Genomic DNA, 17,709 nt, shown 5'->3' on the forward strand with positions numbered 1-17,709 from the left:
TGGATGCGACCTAAGATTTTATTAGTGGATGACCGTGAGGATAACCTCCTTTCCATCGAAACCATTCTGGAACCCAGTGGCTACCAGTTTGTGAAAGCTCAGTCGGGACGGCAGGCACTGAAGATTTTGCTGAACGAGTACGACTTCGCCATGATCCTCATGGACGTGAAGATGCCGAACCTGAATGGCTTTGAGACTGCCTCGCTGATCTACGAACGCGACAAGCTCAAGCACATTCCCATCATCTTCATCACGGCCAACAACTTCGGCGACGAAAACATGTTCCGCGGCTATCAGGCCGGTGCGGTGGATTACATCTTTAAGCCCATCAATGCCGATGTCTTGCGGGCCAAAGTATCCGTGCTGGTGGATCTTTACCGTAAGAACCATCAACTGAAGATCCAGGAGCAAAAGCTGATCTCCATTAACCAAAGCCTGCAACTGGAAATCAAAGAACGCATTGCGTCCGAAGAACGCGTGCGTCAGCTCAACAGCCAGTTGTTGGAGAACATCGAGCGTCTGGAAGCTGTCAACAAGGAGCTGGACCGGTTTGCTTTTATGGCCTCGCACGACTTGCAAGAGCCGTTGCGCAAGATCCGCTTGTTCTGTAACAAGCTCTTCATTCGGTATAAGGATATGCTGGATGATAGCGGTACGGACGATTTCAACCGCATTCAACGATCGGCCGAACGGATGCAGACGTTGATTCGTGACATCCTCACCTTCTCCCGTATTTCCGACGACGCCGGGGAGTTTATTCCGACGGACCTCTCGGTGCTGCTGAACGAGGTGCTGTCGGAGATGGACGACGAGGTTGATATTAAAGAGGCAGACATCGTGATCGAAAACCTGCCGATATACCGTGTGAACGCGGGGCTGATCAAGTTATTGTTTCACAATCTGATCACCAACGCGCTCAAGTATCGTAAGAAGGAATTGCGACCGGCCATTCAGATCACTACGATCTTCCCGAATACGGAAGTGTTGCCGGTGAATGGAAAGGAGTACCTGCGTATCTCGATTAAGGACAATGGGCTGGGCTTTGATCAGAAGTATGCCGAGGAGATCTTCGGCATGTTTAAGCGGCTGCATCACAACAGTGAGTTTAAAGGGACGGGTATAGGGCTTGCGCTGTGTAAGAAGATCGTGGAGCACCACAAGGGTTTTATCTCGGCATTGAGTACGGCGGGTGAAGGGTCTACGTTTACGATCTCGCTGCCGATACAGCAGGGGGAATTGGTGGATCAGACACGCACGGGGTCTAATCACGTATAATTATTACAACCCAATAATGACGAGGCCCGACCGGTTTGTGGTCGGGCTTATTTTGTTACTGCCTCTCCTGATTCAGAGCGTCTTGGTATAACATGGAGACATCTTCATAAAATACGCTGTCGAACAGGTTGTGGTGAAATTTATAGGACAATGTCTTGCGGACGTCCATGGTTTGTAGGTCGTGTAGGTTGATTTTAAGCCTGAATAGTGAGTCCTGTACTTCTTCGAAACCAGTGGTGGTCATGAGAATTCCCTGAGCGGGATCGATGTAGAAGGTGCTGCTCCAGGTGTGAATCCCATGGTCGATTACCGTATGGCTTTTAAGTGATACCTGGTAAAGATTTAGATTGTGATTGACGCCAATTACTCCCAGATAAAATTCATGGTCATTTAGAAAATAAACCGCGCCTCGTTGCTGTTGACCGTCGCCAAGCCTGGTTCGAACGGATACCTGCGGTAAAACTATGTCCGAGATCGAAACGTTTTTAAAACTTAGTATTTGTTTGACTTCGGCGCAATTCGGTCCTTCTTTTATGTAGATTGAATCGCTTCCCGGTAGGTGGGCGATGAGCAGAACTCCCCCGCCGGGTTTATCTACACAGATCTTTTCCACCGGCTGCTGCAATAGGTATGGCGAGAGCCAATAGAGAGAGTCCGGAAATTCATATCCGTAGTAGGCAAATTCACCTGGTGTTATGAGGATGTCACTCCGGTCGGAGTTGCTGCGAGAAATGAGCAGCGGGAACCATCTGCCGTTCAACTTGCTGTGGTCTGGCTCATAGATACCGTCGATCTTTTCACCTACCTTTAGAAATTCACGACCATTCAGAGTATAAAAGTAGTCGACTTCCCAACGTCCACTGCTTTCACCCTGTGACCGGTATAATGCGTGTTTGACCCTGGCCGGTATCAATATCGCACTCTTTTGCCGTTCTGTTAACAGGCTTTCCCGAGGGTCTCGTTGGAAAATTGTAAAAATGGCCATCACCGAGAATATAATTATCGTGAGGAAAATTTTTCGTATTCGTTTTTTAGGTGAATCCTGTTTTAAAATTTCTGCACTCATTCTACAATATCTAATTCACGCCTTGTCAAGGTAGTGTATGGGCCATCAACCACCGATGCTTGTGCTCACCTGGAACATTGGTAAATACATGGCCAGGAGAATAAATCCTACTACGAGCCCTAGGAAGATAATCATGACTGGTTCCAGAAAGGTGTTGAGCAGGCCGGTCTGGTGCTCGACGTCGGCGCTGAATTGTTGCGAGAGCTTTTCGAAGAAGACGTCGAGCTTGTTCACTTCCTCTCCTACTTTTAATAGTGAGACCATTTTGCGGCTGTACACGGGAAAATGGCTCATGCTTTCGTGCAGGCTGACACCGTTGAGGATGTCGGCGGCCATGGATTCCAGTGTGATCTGAATGGGATAGAACGTGATCATCTGGCTGATGAGGTTGATCGAGCGGATGATCGGAACCTTGGAGCCGAGCAGCAATGCCATCGAGCTGCAGAAGCGTGCCAGTTGCACAGCGTATATGATTCGGCCAATGACGGGAATGCGGCGTATTACCTGCGACGAGAATTTGCGCATCCCGGGTTTTTCACGGTTGCGGTACAGGATGTACCCCGTGCCGCCGAATAGAGCGACGACTAGCAGAATGTAGCTCTTGATGAAACCCGAGAAGTTGATGATGATGCGCGTCATGTACGGCAGCTCACCCCCGAAACGTTTGAATATATCGTTGAACATCGGGACGATGAACAGCAGCATGAATGCGACGGCTCCTATCGATGTGAGTAATATAATGACCGGGTACGACAGCGCGCCGATAAACTGCCGGCGCTGTTTAAGCTTGCTGTGGTAGAATTGGTAGAGCTGGTTTAATACTTCGCCGATACGCCCTGTCTCCTCCCCGATCTGGATGCTGAAGTATTCGTAGGGTGTAAACTCGCCTGTGCGTTGCATAGCCTCCCAGAGCATGTCGCCGTTTACGAGGTTGTCTTTGATGTTGCGCATGATGGCGGCGCGCTGTGGTTTGTCTTGTTCGGCTTCGAGCAGCTCCAGCGCCGACTTCATGTCCAGTCCTGACGTCAGCAACGTCGACAGTTCGAGATAAAACTCCTCCTTGGTTTTGTCGGTGAACTTTACCGGGAAGATACTGATGTCAGTCTCGAGCAGGTCGCGCAGGCTCTTGCCGCCGGGCTTGGGAGTGCCGGCGGTAGTTTGTGGGCGACGCAGGTCGTTGATGTTAATTCCGCTCACGCAGGGTATCGGGTTGAGTTAATTTTATGAGTGAGGCCGCGTCGTACAGTTTGTGTACTTGCATTGTCAGCGGTGGGTCGAAGTCTGTCAGGGTTACTTGCAGGGCGTCGAGTGTTTGCATTGAGTCTGCAGGTTCGAGCACTTTGCCTTGCCAGGAGATGACGGGTGTTAACGCCTTGCAGTGGAAGGTGTCGATGCGTGTTGTTTGCCGGCGCAGGCAGTAGTCTGCGGTAAAGGTATATTGCACGGTTTGTCCGGTGAGCTGGCAGCGCACCTCCCGGGTGGCGGTGGACTGGACGGATTCGCTGCGGTCCACATCTCGTTTCAGCGAGAAATAGAGTCCGTGTACATCTTCCAGGTGGCTGAGCTTTCTGGTGAGTGCAAGCTGGTAGGCTGTGACGGTGTAGTATGCGAAGTACAGCGATCCCAACAGGATGCCACTGATCACCAGTACGACCAGCATCTCGACGAGCGAGAACGACGGAAGCTCAGCGTGTCGTAGCCGGCGCATAGACCATGTGTTTTTGGGTGACGACTAGTTTTCCAGCAGGGTCACGTCCTTCCAGGATCACGACCGTCAACCCAGCAGAGTCCTGCTTCACTTCCTGGTATACCGTCAGATCATCGTATTGCCATTCGCGGGAAGTGTAGTTGCGTTGTTGTTCAGTTTCTGCAAAGGCTGCTTCGAGGCGTACCAGGCAGGTCAGCTTGCGTGCCGAGACGCCGGAGCGCTGGACGTTGAGGTAGATCACAATCGCCAGGCCGAATACCATCGAGAGGATCAGCATCGCGGCAATGACCTCGATCAGGGACGAGGCCCGGAGGCGCCGTACGATGAAGCAATATCGTTTTAGGGTAGCCATTGCGTGATCACTCGTTGGTTGGTATTTCCCCAAAGTAAGGTCGCAGGCATGTAGTCCGACCGATTGCGGCCGTTGATCTCGCCGTCGAGTATGGTGTTGCCATAGACGGATTCTTTTACCCGCGCTTGCGTGGTGCGTGTCATGATGTGGCCCCACACGGTACCTTGTATATCGGTGGCGCCGTTTATGTAGGCCATGCCGTGGAAGAATGCTTTCTCTTCTACCCGGAACACTCCCCTGCTGCCGATGGTCTGGTCGTAGCCTGGAATGATCACGACGCCAGACACTCTTGCATCGCGTTTCACAACGATGGTACTGTCGCGTTCACCGCCTAATAGCACTAACGCGCTCGGGTATCGCAGCTCGCTTTCGGCGCCTACGGTGATGGTCCGTTCTGCGAAACACTGCACGGTGCCGCGAAAGCCGTTGTCGATATCTATGTCGGGGGCGATTAGGATCACGCCGTTCAATACGGCATAAGCGGTCACGCGGATGCGAAAGGCGGAGTGGATGATTACCTGACCTTGTACAGAGTCGTCGAGGTCGATGACTTGCTGGCTGTAGTAATAAGGGGTTTCCGGCGTGTCAAACGGAACGGCGCTTCCCGCGGGAAGTCTGTCGGAGATCTTTAGCCGGTAGGCGCCAGGTTGCTGGTGTTGCAGCTTGCGGATTTCGTGCAGCAAGATTGTGTCGGGCAGTGGCATGGCGGGCGCGCTCTTTCTTACGGTGCCGTCTACAAACCGGGGGCGTGAATAGCCTTTGCCGTCGACGTAGCCGCTGGAGAACTTTCGCTCGGAGGCATAGACGGTTCCTACCAGTTTGGCATGGCCAGCCAGGTAGACCGGAGCATTGTTGTCTGGGGTGTAGAAGGCTGACTTTCCGACCGAGTCGGGCACGGCTCCCAATATCGCGGTGCGCGATGCATGGTGGCGACCGCGTTGTGCCCGAGCAACAGCGATTTCAAATATGCCCCAGGGCTTGCGCATGACCATAACAGTGTCTATGCCTTCGCCGAACAGGTCTCTTTGTCCGGGTTCGTTGAAGGGCAACGACTGACGGTGCGCCATGACGTATTGGATGCCGGATAAGGTATTATCGCGTAAAGTGAGGTCGATGTTTTGCTGAAGAAAGGATAACCGACTGTAATACGCCAACAAGATCATGGCGGCGCAGAGTAGCGCAATGACCACGGCGATGCCTAATGTCAACTGCAGAATGCCGGCGTTGGCTTTTTTACGCAGTAGACCACGCCAACCTTCGGCCAGATGGTGTAGGCAATGGGGCATATCAGCGTTCTTTCTTTTCTTTCTCTCTTCTCTTCCTCGTCTTTTCAGGCTGTGACGAAGCCGGGGTAGCAGTAGAGGTATCGGCCTTCTTTATCTTCTTTTCCTTTGGAGGCTTGGACTCTTTGGCCTTTCTCTTTTTGTCCTTTTCATGAGCAGATGTAGTCGTTATCGTCGTGGCGCTTTTATCTTTCTTCTTAAGCCAGCTGAACAAGCCTTTCTTCTTTGGTTCTGACGTTGTTCCTGGCGCGGTTTGCTGTTGGACTACGGTCGTACCGGCTGAGGTTGTAGCGCCCGGCTGATCTTCGCCTTTTTTCTTACCCTTGACCTTTTTCTCTTTAATTCTCTTTTCTTTTTCCTTTACAAGTTCCCCACGGCGATACTTTTCCTCGCGGGTGGTTTCCCCGCCTGGGGCGTAATAGCAGACCTTGCCATGGAGTTTGTTTTGCCGGTAGTAGCCTTTCCGTAGCAGTGATCCATCATCTGCAAACTCCTGAAAGTCGCCGACCCGCCAGCCGTTGTTCCAACGGTACTGGCTACTGATGTTGCCATTGGTGTGCCAGCGCATCCATTCCCCTTCTTTCAGGCCATTCTTGAAGATACCCTTTTCAATGAGCCGGCCTTTGCGGTCGAATTTTTCCAGGGTGCCATGAAGCAACTTGCCGCTGTAGTTGCCTTGGGTGCTGGTCATAGCCCCTTGGTGGAACCAGTAATAGCGTTTGGTTGAAACCGGTTCTGGGCGCTCGTCCTGCATATTTACGTGAAAAGTGAACGTGCTGTCGCCGTAGGCTTTTGTGACGGCGTTGGTGACCTGAAGATCGTCGAATAAGGGGCCGCGGAGCGCTTTTTCCTGCGAAAAAGCAGCGGTGGCCACAGAGGTCAGGACAAATAAGACGAAAAAGCGGTTTACGGACATAGTGATGAAATCTGAGCGAAGTTACGAATTGGAATAGTGCACAGTATTCTTATGTAACATAAGTCTGGCTATTGCACACAAACGCAGCAGGAGCATTTGGTTCACCACCTATTGAAAATCATCAGTGTTAATATTGTAATTAAGCGAATCGCGACCTTCTACATTAAAATTGATCAAGCTATTTCCCGGATTGCCCCTCTCATAAATTACGACAAAACGCAATCCCTTACAGGGCGCTGAATCAACATCTTCGCAAACGGGGATTGCCATACTTGTATGCAATCCCCGTGAATATACTTTAGTGTCGACTGTGTATTCGTATGTGATTGAGCGTCCCCTACCTTCCACCGATGGATCGCTGTTATAATAACCAACTATCCTACCGGTGGTTTTAAGATAATCCAGCGCAACTTTTTTCTCTCTATAAATAGCACGAATCCAAAAGAATCCAAGTAAAATCAAAAGGCCTATGATTACGATCATACCCCCCCTCCCTATACGCATCATTCGCGACTTGCCGTAGATATTTTCGAACAGCAAAACAACCTTCATGAGGGGACTGCAAAACTGAAAACTTGGGCATATTATATTGCTACTCTCTTGTTTACAATCCATCTTATATATGTTGGGCAAATCACAAGTAGGTCATGATATTTAACTAGCTTCACTCAATATTACCGGATGAGCTATCAAAAAACATCCCAAACTCGTTCCATTCTCCATACAGTACACCAAAGCCACCATCTGCGATTGCGACAAAATCAGCTCCGTCGTCATGTATCAGCGTTTCCCGCTCGCCATTTGTTACCTGACAACTAATAGACATCTGGGCATTTGTCCAGCGAAAAGGACCTTTAATATGTCGACATTGAGCGACAACAATAACGGCCACATTAGTGGTAAGATCAAGTTTTGACAACCGTATTGCTAAACGCTGATGTCCAACGCTTATACCAAATAACTCGGCTTTACCGCCCATATATTTGTTCAGAAGACTATTGGCTTCGTTTATATCAGTGATTGTTATCATGTTCATCTATTCTACTTTTGGAACAAAATTGGAGCCATCCCAAGTTACCGTTTTTCCATCTTTAATAAATGTCGTCTTTTTTAATAGTTCAGGTTTCCTTAAAATAGTTTGAAATTCCATTTGGGTAAATCCTTTCATTGCTGGATTAAAATTGGTTACATCGAATCTGATTGCACTTACACGTTCTGCAACTTGTTCAAAAGTTGTACTAAAGTAATAACTATCGTATACTCCCTTCCAATAGTCACGCACAGTCAAGCCGGCATTTTGCCATCCTCCGTCTAAATGAGTTATTGCTCCTGTGCCTCGATGGTTATACAAGTCGTCAAAAATTCCTAAGCCTATTGTAGTCCCTTTTTCAGCAGATGCGCTCGCTGCAGCGACCTCCTCTACGGCCATAGATACCGGTGCCGCACCCGGAGGTTCGGGGAGAGTGGCAATCGCCGTTCTTTCGGCTATTGCTGCAGGACGCACGGTAGCGGCCTTTAGCTCTGGGATAGCAATCAACGCAATATCAGTTGTTAAGTGGGCCTTAATCGCATAATCTCGTACGCTGGGCGGTAAATCGCGATATCGACTCCATAATGATGAGAAATATCTGTGCCCGGGTACCATTGATGGAGGCGCTGCAATACCCTTTAAACTCTCAATAGGGTGACTTACCAGCATAACCGCCCCCTCAGGTATCGCCCATATTGCCCCACCAACTCCTGCGGCAATACCATACGCTTTCGCTTTCGCACTATTAGGGTTTTCACTCATGGTGATTGCTGCGTCTTGTATTATAAAATCCATCAAGGGATTAAGAATCTCCGCTCCGTCCAGGTCTATAAAGTTTATAGGACTGTTCCCCGCAAACTGGTATGGACTCCAATGAGCAAATGACTTTGCCAACGGGTCTACGCTTAAAAACTTTCCGATGGCAGGGTTGTAAATTCGAAGCCCATAGTCATAGCTTATGCTCCCCCATTCACCGGATTGATCTTTCTCCTTGCCATTAAACCCATAGCGATATTTTGCTGCCTTCTCCCATGTTCTGCCGGGCATGTCCAACCCGAAGGGATAGTAGTTATAAACTCCCACGACTTCAGGTTGATAATCAGTAGCGGATGTTCCTGCCCACGTGCTTAGTTTAATATCCGTTATTGCAGTTCTTACGTTCCCCAGAATATCGTGCAATTCATAACGCCGGCTATTTAGGGTTCGGGTATAGATGTCGTTCTGAGGCCATTCAGAATCACCCTCGTCACTGGCTACTCTGATATGAAACGTATTTCCTGCATCTGTAGCTGAATTGTAACTAAAGCCAGATGCGATAGTCAGCTCGCTGCCAGAATTGACAAGATAAGAAACTTCTTCATAGTGATTTTTAGTCACATTTTCGGAAATTCGCCATTCATTGGGTTCAAGCTCTGTTTCGTTTTCAAGACCATTGGTTGGTAACGTGCGGATATGTGCTCCCATTCGGTCTTTGCCATAAATGAAAAGCTCAGATAGCCTCGTTTCCGGTGGCAAGCCCGACTGCGTTCTTCTTTCATACACTGCCATAATCTGGCCACTGGCGTCTCGTATATAGTAGTTCGTCGTTGATAGACCACTTGGGTTAACCTGCGTCTTTACGACACGATTGCCATCTGCGTCATAGGAGAAAAAGGTCTTATAAGCATTCGCTCCGTCTTGCCGCTGTATTTCTTCGACCTTGCCGGCAGAATTCCAATAAATGGATGTGCTCTGCTCCTTGTCACGTACAAGATTTCCAATAGCATCGTACTGATAATTATATGCGACCTGAGCGTTAGTCGAGTTCAGCCTGTTATTTGTGCCCTTTTGATATTTATATGTCAGGGTGCTAACTGGCGTAGACGTATTTGCACGATTGGTTGCAGATTCGATATTGCCGTTACCATCGTAGGAGTATATATTCCCGTATTCAGCAGAACCTTCAAAATTGGCGCCATTATATACCTGGAGATCGTTGCTTAACAAACGTTTTAGCTTATCATACCTGTAGTGATGGCCGGTAAGCTGTGGATATGATGTGACGCTGTTGGCTGGATACAACATATTCGACGTTCCACTGGAAGCATGACCGGTGTACAAGTCACGCCCCGCGTTGGGGGCAAGATTACCAGCACCTGAAAATGATGAATTTTCATACGTGTAATCTCCGTTGTAATAGGAAAATCCCATACCGAAGGCGTCTCGGGCCACCAACGATGTTCCTTCAGCATCCTTTCCGGGATCGCTGATTTTATTGAGTAAACCATGATTAATCCCCTTCAGCCAACTATGAATCGTATAGGTATAGTCTACTCCCTGAAGTAAATCCTCTCCCAGAACCATACGTTTAAGCGGACCATGCAAGTAATAGTAGTATGCGGCATCTGTCTCCCAGAGGTGCCCGTCACGAGAGGTTTGAACCTTTCTTAATTGATTACGGCCATCATATTCATATCGGTGATAGAAGGACGTATTCTGGTTCTCTGGAGTATATTGAACTGCCGTTACCTTTTGGCTTAATAGATCGTAGTCGTACCGCATACCTACCGGATCCAGACCCGAAAGGATCTGAACTAACCATTGTATGTTGCCGTGTACGTCATAGTCGTATACGGAGTAAGTCCTATCTTCCGTTGTTCCATCCTGCGCATCTTTGTCCGTAAATGTATAACTTATACGATTTCGAAGATTAGCTCCTTGCTGTTGATACCCTTGCGGCCACTCAATGCTGCCAGGGATCTCAAACAATATGTCGTAGACTGTACGCGTAATAAACCGGGTGGATTGTTTAGGGTATGCATCCAATCCGATTTCATTTCGACTGGCCAGAAGAGCGGCGGCGTCGTATGTCGTGCCCTCTCCTGCTTCTATAATACGCCCAAGCGCATCATATTTGGCATATGAGTATGAGCCATCAACTTTTTGCTTAGCATCTCGTGTGAAGCGGATTTGCCCCTTGTCGTTATAAATAAGGGTGTTGTAGTACTTGGAGGCATTTAATGCAGTTTCGTCGTTTACTGCTGGCTTGGTAAAGCCAGGGGCAAGCTCTCCCGTCGTGCCTGGCTCATTGTGTAACAATAGATAATTTCCATCGGGACTATGCTCGCGGATGAGCTGTCCAAGCGTATTGTACTGGTATTCTGTCACCATTTTATGGTCGGGCAACACTTTTCTCGAAGCTTCGATATCAGTAGCGTTTCCTACCGGGAGCGGTTTTGCAACGCCCTCAGGGGGAACAGTGCGGACGAGGTTGCCCGCTCGATCGTAGTAGTACAGTGTATAATGATATTGTCCATCGTTCTTCAGGATAGTGAGCTTGTCGTCGATCCTGGATGGATTACCGCAGGTGCCATAATACTGTTCGCGGTAAGCGGTTGCCCTTGCCGTGATGAGCTGCTCGACCTGTCGATCGATTGCCGTGTGCAGGCGTGAGGCAAGTTCCGCTTCGCAGTCAGGGAATGCCGGAGCATAAGCGTACGCTTCCATGTTCTTAGGGAGCTTTATCTCCTGGATACGCGGACCTGTAAATTTAAAGCAGAGGTTCTTTGAAATCGGGCAACGGCTGTAGCTCAGCGTATATTTCAAGCATAACCGAGTATCGAACGGAGGCTTGGAAAGGCTATTGACAAATGCAGAGCCGTCTTGCGCGACGATGTAGGTGTTCCAGCTGATTTTACCAGGTATAATCTCGGCACTTATAACGCGCCCGTCGGTCGAGTAATTAGCAATGAAGGAATTATATGGTTCATTACCATGTAATAAAAATTCTCCCTCTAGAAAATTGATATCTGTACCAGATGAAAGATAACCGCCAATCACTAAACTATTTGTTTTGGCGTCATATCCAACTTTGCTCAATGAATAACCATTTCCTACTGTGCTATTCCAGATGACGTCTCCCAATGGGCTCAGTTTGATAATATTAAAATCAAATCCACCATTTACATTCCCCGTTATTGCTCCAGTGATATATACATTGTTATTATCCCCAATTGTCAAGTGTGACTGTCTATACCGATATGAATTGAACGTCCTTATCCAATCCAGCGCTCCTTGCGCTGAGAACTTGATAACGGCTGACTTTTCATCGGGAATCATTTCGGATGGAACAAGTAAGTCGCCGGAGGAATTTCGTACGCTAAACGGGCGTCGATAGCCTGTGGCTATAATGGGAGCGCCGGTTTCATCAACCGTTAAAGCTACGAACTCGGAATGCTGATTATCTATCGTGATGTGCCACAGGTATGTCAAGTTAACGTCATACTTCACAAGAACAAAACCGAACGGCACGGTACTTTGGATACTTTTTTCAGTGATTGAGAAGTCCAGGTCTGCGGTTGAATATCCACAAACTATGTATATATTTCCATACTGATCGATATTGATTCTAGGAGCATCAACGTCATTGTGGGTAAATGGCGTACTCTTTGCCATTAATAATTTACCATTAATATCATATATGGCGATCACCAGACTGGAACCGGTGGTATCTCCAAGAGCGGTAATACCGGCCCCTGGGTCAAAGTCAAAGACGTCACCCGCCGCTGTTTTCGCGACGATGATAATTCTACCATTTTTATCTAAAGAGAACGAGAAGCCGGATCTTTGACTTGCATGATCAAACGTTGCAATCCTTCGAATTGCTTTTTTCATAACAATTGATCCATTCGGCGCACGCTTGTATATGTTGATCATTTCTGCGTTGTGTTCTCCGAGGTAAACAAGGTTACCATACGGATCCGCGTTCATGACAAATTGCTCGCTACCGCTGCCAAGACCACTACTACTATTAGATAGAAATTCTAGGGGTTCCATCCATTCAATTCGGGGTGAGGTATTGTTCGAGGCCGATGCTTTTGAAATCAAATCCCATCCAGTATCGCATGTCGGCTCGCCGTCGCTGAGGCTAAGGTCGAAATCATACATGACGGCCTTCTGAATCTTTCTGATCTCTTCGTTCGTGCCATAGGTACGATAGGTGATACTCCTCCCCGCACTGGTTATCACCGTGTCACGCGGCGTTAAAGTAACGTTGCAGTATTTGTTTCTACAGTTTTGCACCAGCGCCGTTGTAAGGGCATCCAGGTCGCACTGGCTGACAGTGTACGACGTAACGTTGCGACTGCTGTCCAGTATTCCTACCCAGGTGTTATTCTGGTATATAGCATCACGATAAACGTTGTAGTGCTGAATTTTCGTGTCGGGTATAGCCATTAACTTACCAATGACGGCCTGTCGGAATTCCGACTCCCTATTCTCACAAGCTTCACCACACTGGTTGCGCAGTGCATTCATCTGCTGCTCCGCCAGAGCTTCCGAATCTTGCGAATCTTGTTGTGAAAATCCGAGATCACCCATACTGGTGGACTGACTCATCTTATATTTATCGCAGGCAAGCAGACCATCAAAATCTTGTAATACGGGCTCACGGGGATGCTGGGGATCGGGATCTCGGATGTTTGCGTAAAAACGCAGCATATCCTTCATGCCGGCTACATCACTGTTGTAATATACCAGGGCATAGGCATGTGCCAGGTCGGGGGCGACGATTGCATCACCCATTTTGCCATACAGCGTGGTACGCTCAATAAACAGAGGCCGTCCTGTTCCTACACACAGATCAGCTTCTTCTTCTGTTGCTTCGCGTTGTAGATGTGCATCCAGTGATGTCAGGAAACTCTGCAACAAAGTATACTTTGCGGGAATAGCCGGCTCCAGGCCGATTGTGTTCTCTTGCGGCTCAGGGGTGTACGTGATACCAGCTTCATAACGCATGACCTCGCTTTTCCATACTTTCCAAACGCTGTCACAGGCGGCTTGACCGGTACCTAGCTGGGGATTGGCTGCTATGAGATTGCGGATCATCGCATTAAGCTCGCCGCGTTTATAATGCTGTTCACGTTCCGCGGCACCAGGATATTGATTGGTGAAGTAAGCATAATTCAGAATCGTTTCCCCGTTGACAACGGTTAAAAGATCTGTGCGATCTTTATAATAGTCTTCAAAATATTGTTCGAACGACGACCCGTCCGGACCGCAGTTGTTGCCTGTCTTAATTTCAACAGGGCATTTTGTCCACTTTGGAATATAAATGATTTGCTGGCAGCCACCGGCCCCGGCGGGCAGCAGTGTCAATATATATTGCTTGTTGGCGGCGTCGTCCGTAGCATTCGTTTTGAGGTACTGCTCCAACAAATCATACTCATGTCGGTTGATGTAACCGTTAATCTCGTCCAGACGACTCTTAGCTTTTGCCCGATAGAACGCTTCCACCTTGGCTGTAGCTGAGTCGATAAACGTAACAGTTGCGCTGTCACGGGTTTTATTATTGAGCGTTAGGTATTTCTCTAGCGTATAGTTCACGCCCCCCTCCAACGTTAAAATAGTGGGCGGCATGACGTACTTGCGGCTTGTCTGCGTGCTGCACGATCCCGCGTTGATAGTGAATGGTTCCGGTAAGGGGGCGCCAGATACGACACTACCATTCTTCAATAGCTTGAAGCTGACAGTATAGTCACACGTGGTGCACAGTGTGCTGCGGTCGCGTAGTTGATTAATCTCCTCAGCGCTGAGCGCCCGGCGATAGATTTGCACATCGTCAAAGATCGCAGCCGTGCCAAAGGTCCCAGTTCGACCAATCTGCAAGGGTAATTCTTTGTTATTGATGCTAACAGGCGTGCTGCCGGTGCTAAGCGTATTTTCCAGACGACCATTCACGTAAATTTTCAAGAGGTTGCCCTGACGTACACCCACCAGGTGATACCAGTTGCCGGCCGTAAGCGGGGCATTGGAAGCGACTACCTTGTGGCGGGTCGTACCACCTTCGATCATAAAGGCAGGGGTATTACCGCCCTCTGAATGTAAAATCAAGGCCCACTCGTTGGTTCCGGGGCTCGGTGCGGTGGTGGCTAAGTTGTTCCACTTGCCTACACCAGGTGCATTCGCCCAGGTGGAGTTGGTATTATTCGACCGTTTTACCCAAAAGGAAACCGTGAAGTCGCGTGCGTCAAACCTCATATCCGGAGTGTGGGGTACCTGGATAAAGCTGGTTGAGCTTCCCGTCAGCGCATAGGCGCTGTTGCGATCCAATATATCCTTGCCGATTGTAGCGCCCTGTCCTACGATGCCGTGGTTGTTATGGCCACTTACATCTTGGGCATTCTCTTCGAAGGGATAATACGCCACGAGGTCGGCGTTACCATTGCCAGTGCAAATTTCCTGTAGCTGCGCAGGTGTAATCTCGTAGTTTACCGAAACATCTCCTGGCATGGTGAGAAATAGTGGTGTGCGGCTTACGACCGTAGCATCGTTAATGCGCAGATTGTTTTTAACTCGTTGGTAGTAGGACGGAAGCGGACTGGGTGCTGTAGAGAGTTCCTCCAGTGGTCCATCCGTGCCGGTGATGGCCAGGCCCGAAGCAATAATCTTCCCATCCTTGGTTTGGAATGCTATGCCGGCGACATTATTGGCATCGTATGTCGTAATCTTCTCCACGCTGGAATCCTGTGGAGCCTCGTTGCCAAATAGCGCAACCAACTCCGCTTCGCTCGCTTGCGTATAGAAAGTACGCATGGTGTGGCCGCCTTTCTTGGAGTGTGCATACCCCACACCCGCCTGCTTACTCACGCGTCCAGTGCCGTCATTTAAAAAGTCAGTTTGCGTAAACGGATATCCCTCGGCAGAAGGCACTCTGTCGTTTTGCGCGTCTTCGACTAACGCGCCGCTGTAGTAGCCACCCCGCGCGGTCGCCATTTTCGGACTTTGCCGACCATCGAAATCGGGAGCACGATAGAGGTTACCGATACTGTCGGTCAGCAATTTGTCCACATACTGTAGCGATCGTACATCGGTCACCGGAATGGGTAAGCTCGAAACGGCGTTTCGTCCTACATAGTCCGGAATAGTTTGCGCGGCGATAATTCTATTTTCGCCCTGAATCTTTGTTATCTGTTGATTGGCCTGGAGCAATCCGTTGGCATAGCCAACCTGTTCGGAAACTTTATTCCCCTCAGTAAAGGAGCGACTATAGATCCAGTTCTTGTCTTCTTCAGGGTGAGTATACGTAAACGACATTACGACAGAAGTATCTCCCAGGTTAACAGGATTGGCCAGACCTCCCTCGTGACTGCCGAGGGGCATCACACGCCAATAGTATTTGCCACTGCCCTCTCCCATCGAGATCGTCACAGACCGGTCGCTGCTTTCTGTACGAATGCGGAGAGCATTTTTCCATAAGGCGGGGCTCTTCAAATTATTGGGAGCAACCTCCCCGTATTGTTTTACCATCAGGAAGAGATAGTCGGTTACGTCCGGGCAGGTCGTGGTCCAGGTAAACGTTTGTTCCCAGCGCTTGTTTGCTTGATCTTGAGTAACTGCGTCCGGATATACGTTTACATTCCAAATATCAACAACATCTTCCTCGGTGCTGGTGACTATCAGACGGATCGCGCTGGCGGCTGATGTGCTGTTGCAAACGTAGCTGTTGCCCTCTCGCTCGATGGTGAAAAAGCGGATTAGTTCAGGGTTGATATCAATGCGCTTGGAGAACATCTGCTCCGGCGCAGTTTGATCAATATGTAAGGGGAAGATCCATTCCTGGTTTTGTGCGGGAGCATCGACATGGGCGACAATCTTCAGCTTGACATCGGCACTGAATGCATGCTTGCCCAGGTTATAATATTTGCCCAGGTCCAGCGTTGCATTGATGGTGACAGGGCCAAGCTGTCCGAAACAACCGTTGTTGCGTTCAGGGGTATGGTTAGGCAAATAGAGATAGCCCAGTGGGGTGCCGGACAGGTCGGGATGATACATCTTCACAGTATCCACTATTTTCTTTGCCTGGCTCAGTACGGTGAAGAGTCGCTTAAACGGAACACCGGGACACGTATTTCGTCGCGGTGTTACCTCGATCTCATACGGCACATCCGATGCCGCACCCGGTCGGAATATCACACGTCGGAAAGAGCCTGTACCGGTGGCATCGGTAAAGGGATTACCGCCTCCGTTTACTTCCCAATGAAAATCGGTTGCATCACCCCCTCCGACAACCTCCAGGACTACGGGATCTCCGCTAAAGCCTTGGGTCAGACCATTGATCTTGGTAATCACCTGGGCGGGATACTCGCTGGCCGCTACCACGCGCGTGTCCTGTCCAATGCAGCCGTCCGAGAACGTTGCAGTTACCTCATAGCTTCCGACCTGACTGATAGATAGTGTGTTGCTAGTGGCGTTGGTAATGGTCACACCATCTTTTTTCCAAACGATCGACTGTGGTGTCAACGTGGACTCTGCTGTAAGCGAAATGGGATCTCCCCCGCAAATCGCACTAGGGCTAGGTTGTTTTATGGCAAAAATGGTAGGCCGACATTTTACAGTTATGGTTCGTTGGAGAGAAAGACCATTCGACGTTTCCCGTCCACAGCGGTTGAATGGCTTACATACTACTAAATGATTCCCTGGCGTAGCAAAGCTGAGATTGACTGGAGTTCCAGTAACATTTTGGATAATACCATCGATATACCAGTTAAAGCCAGCAAGTCCATCAGTTGTGAGTGGTGGTCCGGGCGCACTAAAAGGATACGATATACCGGTTATGATCGACCCCGTAGGAACCACCAGACTTCGTTGTACTGTCGTAGTGGGCGAAAATGTCCAGGCAAAGGAGTCACCATAAATTACCCATGCAGAAGTCTTTGGAACCTGATAGTTGAAGGTAACTTCAGCCCTGATAACTTGATTCGGCAATACAGAAGGAGAGCAAGTGAGGTGTATTATGGTGTGACCTTCGTCTATCACTTCTATAGTGGCAGGTCCTTCAAAGCCATTACTCGGACTAGGGTCCACATCGATATTTTTGATCGGAGAATCCCATAAAATATCGATATAAAGTTCACGGCTGTCAGGACAGGGGGATACGGACTTGGTTATTGTACCCTGAGCAAATGCGGCTCCGCATAGTAAAATACCGGTAAACAGCATGATAATCTTAGTGATAAAACTGCTTCTTAAAAAAATGCACATATTCCGAACTGTCGTTTTCAAAACTATATCGTTAAAATTGCGGTGTGCCCTCGTCAAAC

10 protein-coding genes are annotated in these 17,709 nt (G+C 48.9%); 1 reads left to right on the forward strand and 9 read right to left on the reverse strand.

The window, feature by feature from the left end; all coding sequences use genetic code 11:
* Nucleotides 1-3: 3 nt before the first annotated feature.
* On the forward strand, nucleotides 4-1,275 hold the full coding sequence (locus KK062_RS19960; RefSeq protein WP_254086109.1) for a response regulator: 1,272 nt from the start codon (nucleotides 4-6) through the stop codon (nucleotides 1,273-1,275).
* Between the two features lie 55 nt (nucleotides 1,276-1,330).
* On the opposite strand, the gene KK062_RS19965 is transcribed toward KK062_RS19960, so the two are convergent.
* The 9 genes from KK062_RS19965 to KK062_RS20005 all read right to left on the reverse strand — a co-directional run bounded on the left by KK062_RS19965 (nucleotide 1,331) and on the right by KK062_RS20005 (nucleotide 17,671).
* On the reverse strand, nucleotides 1,331-2,341 hold the full coding sequence (locus KK062_RS19965; RefSeq protein WP_254086110.1) for a hypothetical protein: 1,011 nt from the start codon (nucleotides 2,339-2,341) through the stop codon (nucleotides 1,331-1,333).
* A gap of 45 nt (nucleotides 2,342-2,386) precedes the next feature.
* On the reverse strand, nucleotides 2,387-3,538 hold the full coding sequence (locus KK062_RS19970) for a type II secretion system F family protein (protein ID WP_254086111.1): 1,152 nt from the start codon (nucleotides 3,536-3,538) through the stop codon (nucleotides 2,387-2,389).
* Nucleotides 3,525-4,049, reverse strand: coding sequence for a PulJ/GspJ family protein (locus KK062_RS19975; RefSeq protein ID WP_254086112.1), 525 nt, complete (start codon nucleotides 4,047-4,049; stop codon nucleotides 3,525-3,527). The genes KK062_RS19970 and KK062_RS19975 overlap by 14 nt, the downstream gene beginning before the upstream one ends.
* Nucleotides 4,027-4,401, reverse strand: a complete 375-nt coding sequence (locus tag KK062_RS19980) for a hypothetical protein (protein WP_254086113.1) — start codon at nucleotides 4,399-4,401, stop codon at nucleotides 4,027-4,029. Before KK062_RS19980 ends, KK062_RS19975 begins: the two co-directional genes overlap by 23 nt.
* Complete coding sequence (locus KK062_RS19985) at nucleotides 4,389-5,687, reverse strand: hypothetical protein (protein WP_254086114.1); 1,299 nt, start codon at nucleotides 5,685-5,687, stop codon at nucleotides 4,389-4,391. The genes KK062_RS19980 and KK062_RS19985 overlap by 13 nt, the downstream gene beginning before the upstream one ends.
* Before the next feature lies 1 nt (nucleotide 5,688).
* The gene (locus KK062_RS19990; RefSeq protein WP_254086115.1) at nucleotides 5,689-6,438 is read right to left on the reverse strand and encodes a toxin-antitoxin system YwqK family antitoxin; all 750 of its coding nucleotides are present in this window, start codon (nucleotides 6,436-6,438) and stop codon (nucleotides 5,689-5,691) included.
* Between the two features lie 270 nt (nucleotides 6,439-6,708).
* On the reverse strand, nucleotides 6,709-7,083 hold the full coding sequence (locus KK062_RS19995; protein ID WP_254086116.1) for a hypothetical protein: 375 nt from the start codon (nucleotides 7,081-7,083) through the stop codon (nucleotides 6,709-6,711).
* 181 nt (nucleotides 7,084-7,264) lie between these two features.
* Complete coding sequence (locus KK062_RS20000) at nucleotides 7,265-7,630, reverse strand: hypothetical protein (RefSeq protein WP_254086117.1); 366 nt, start codon at nucleotides 7,628-7,630, stop codon at nucleotides 7,265-7,267.
* A 6-nt stretch (nucleotides 7,631-7,636) separates the two neighbouring features.
* Nucleotides 7,637-17,671 carry a LamG-like jellyroll fold domain-containing protein gene (locus KK062_RS20005; protein WP_254086118.1) on the reverse strand — a complete coding sequence of 3,345 codons (10,035 nt, stop codon included), beginning with the start codon at nucleotides 17,669-17,671 and terminating at the stop codon, nucleotides 7,637-7,639.
* Between the last annotated feature and the right edge of the window lie 38 nt (nucleotides 17,672-17,709).

Origin of the sequence: Dawidia cretensis, from assembly GCF_018598175.1 — a bacterium.
Lineage (GTDB): Bacteria > Bacteroidota > Bacteroidia > Cytophagales > Cyclobacteriaceae > Ohtaekwangia > Ohtaekwangia cretensis.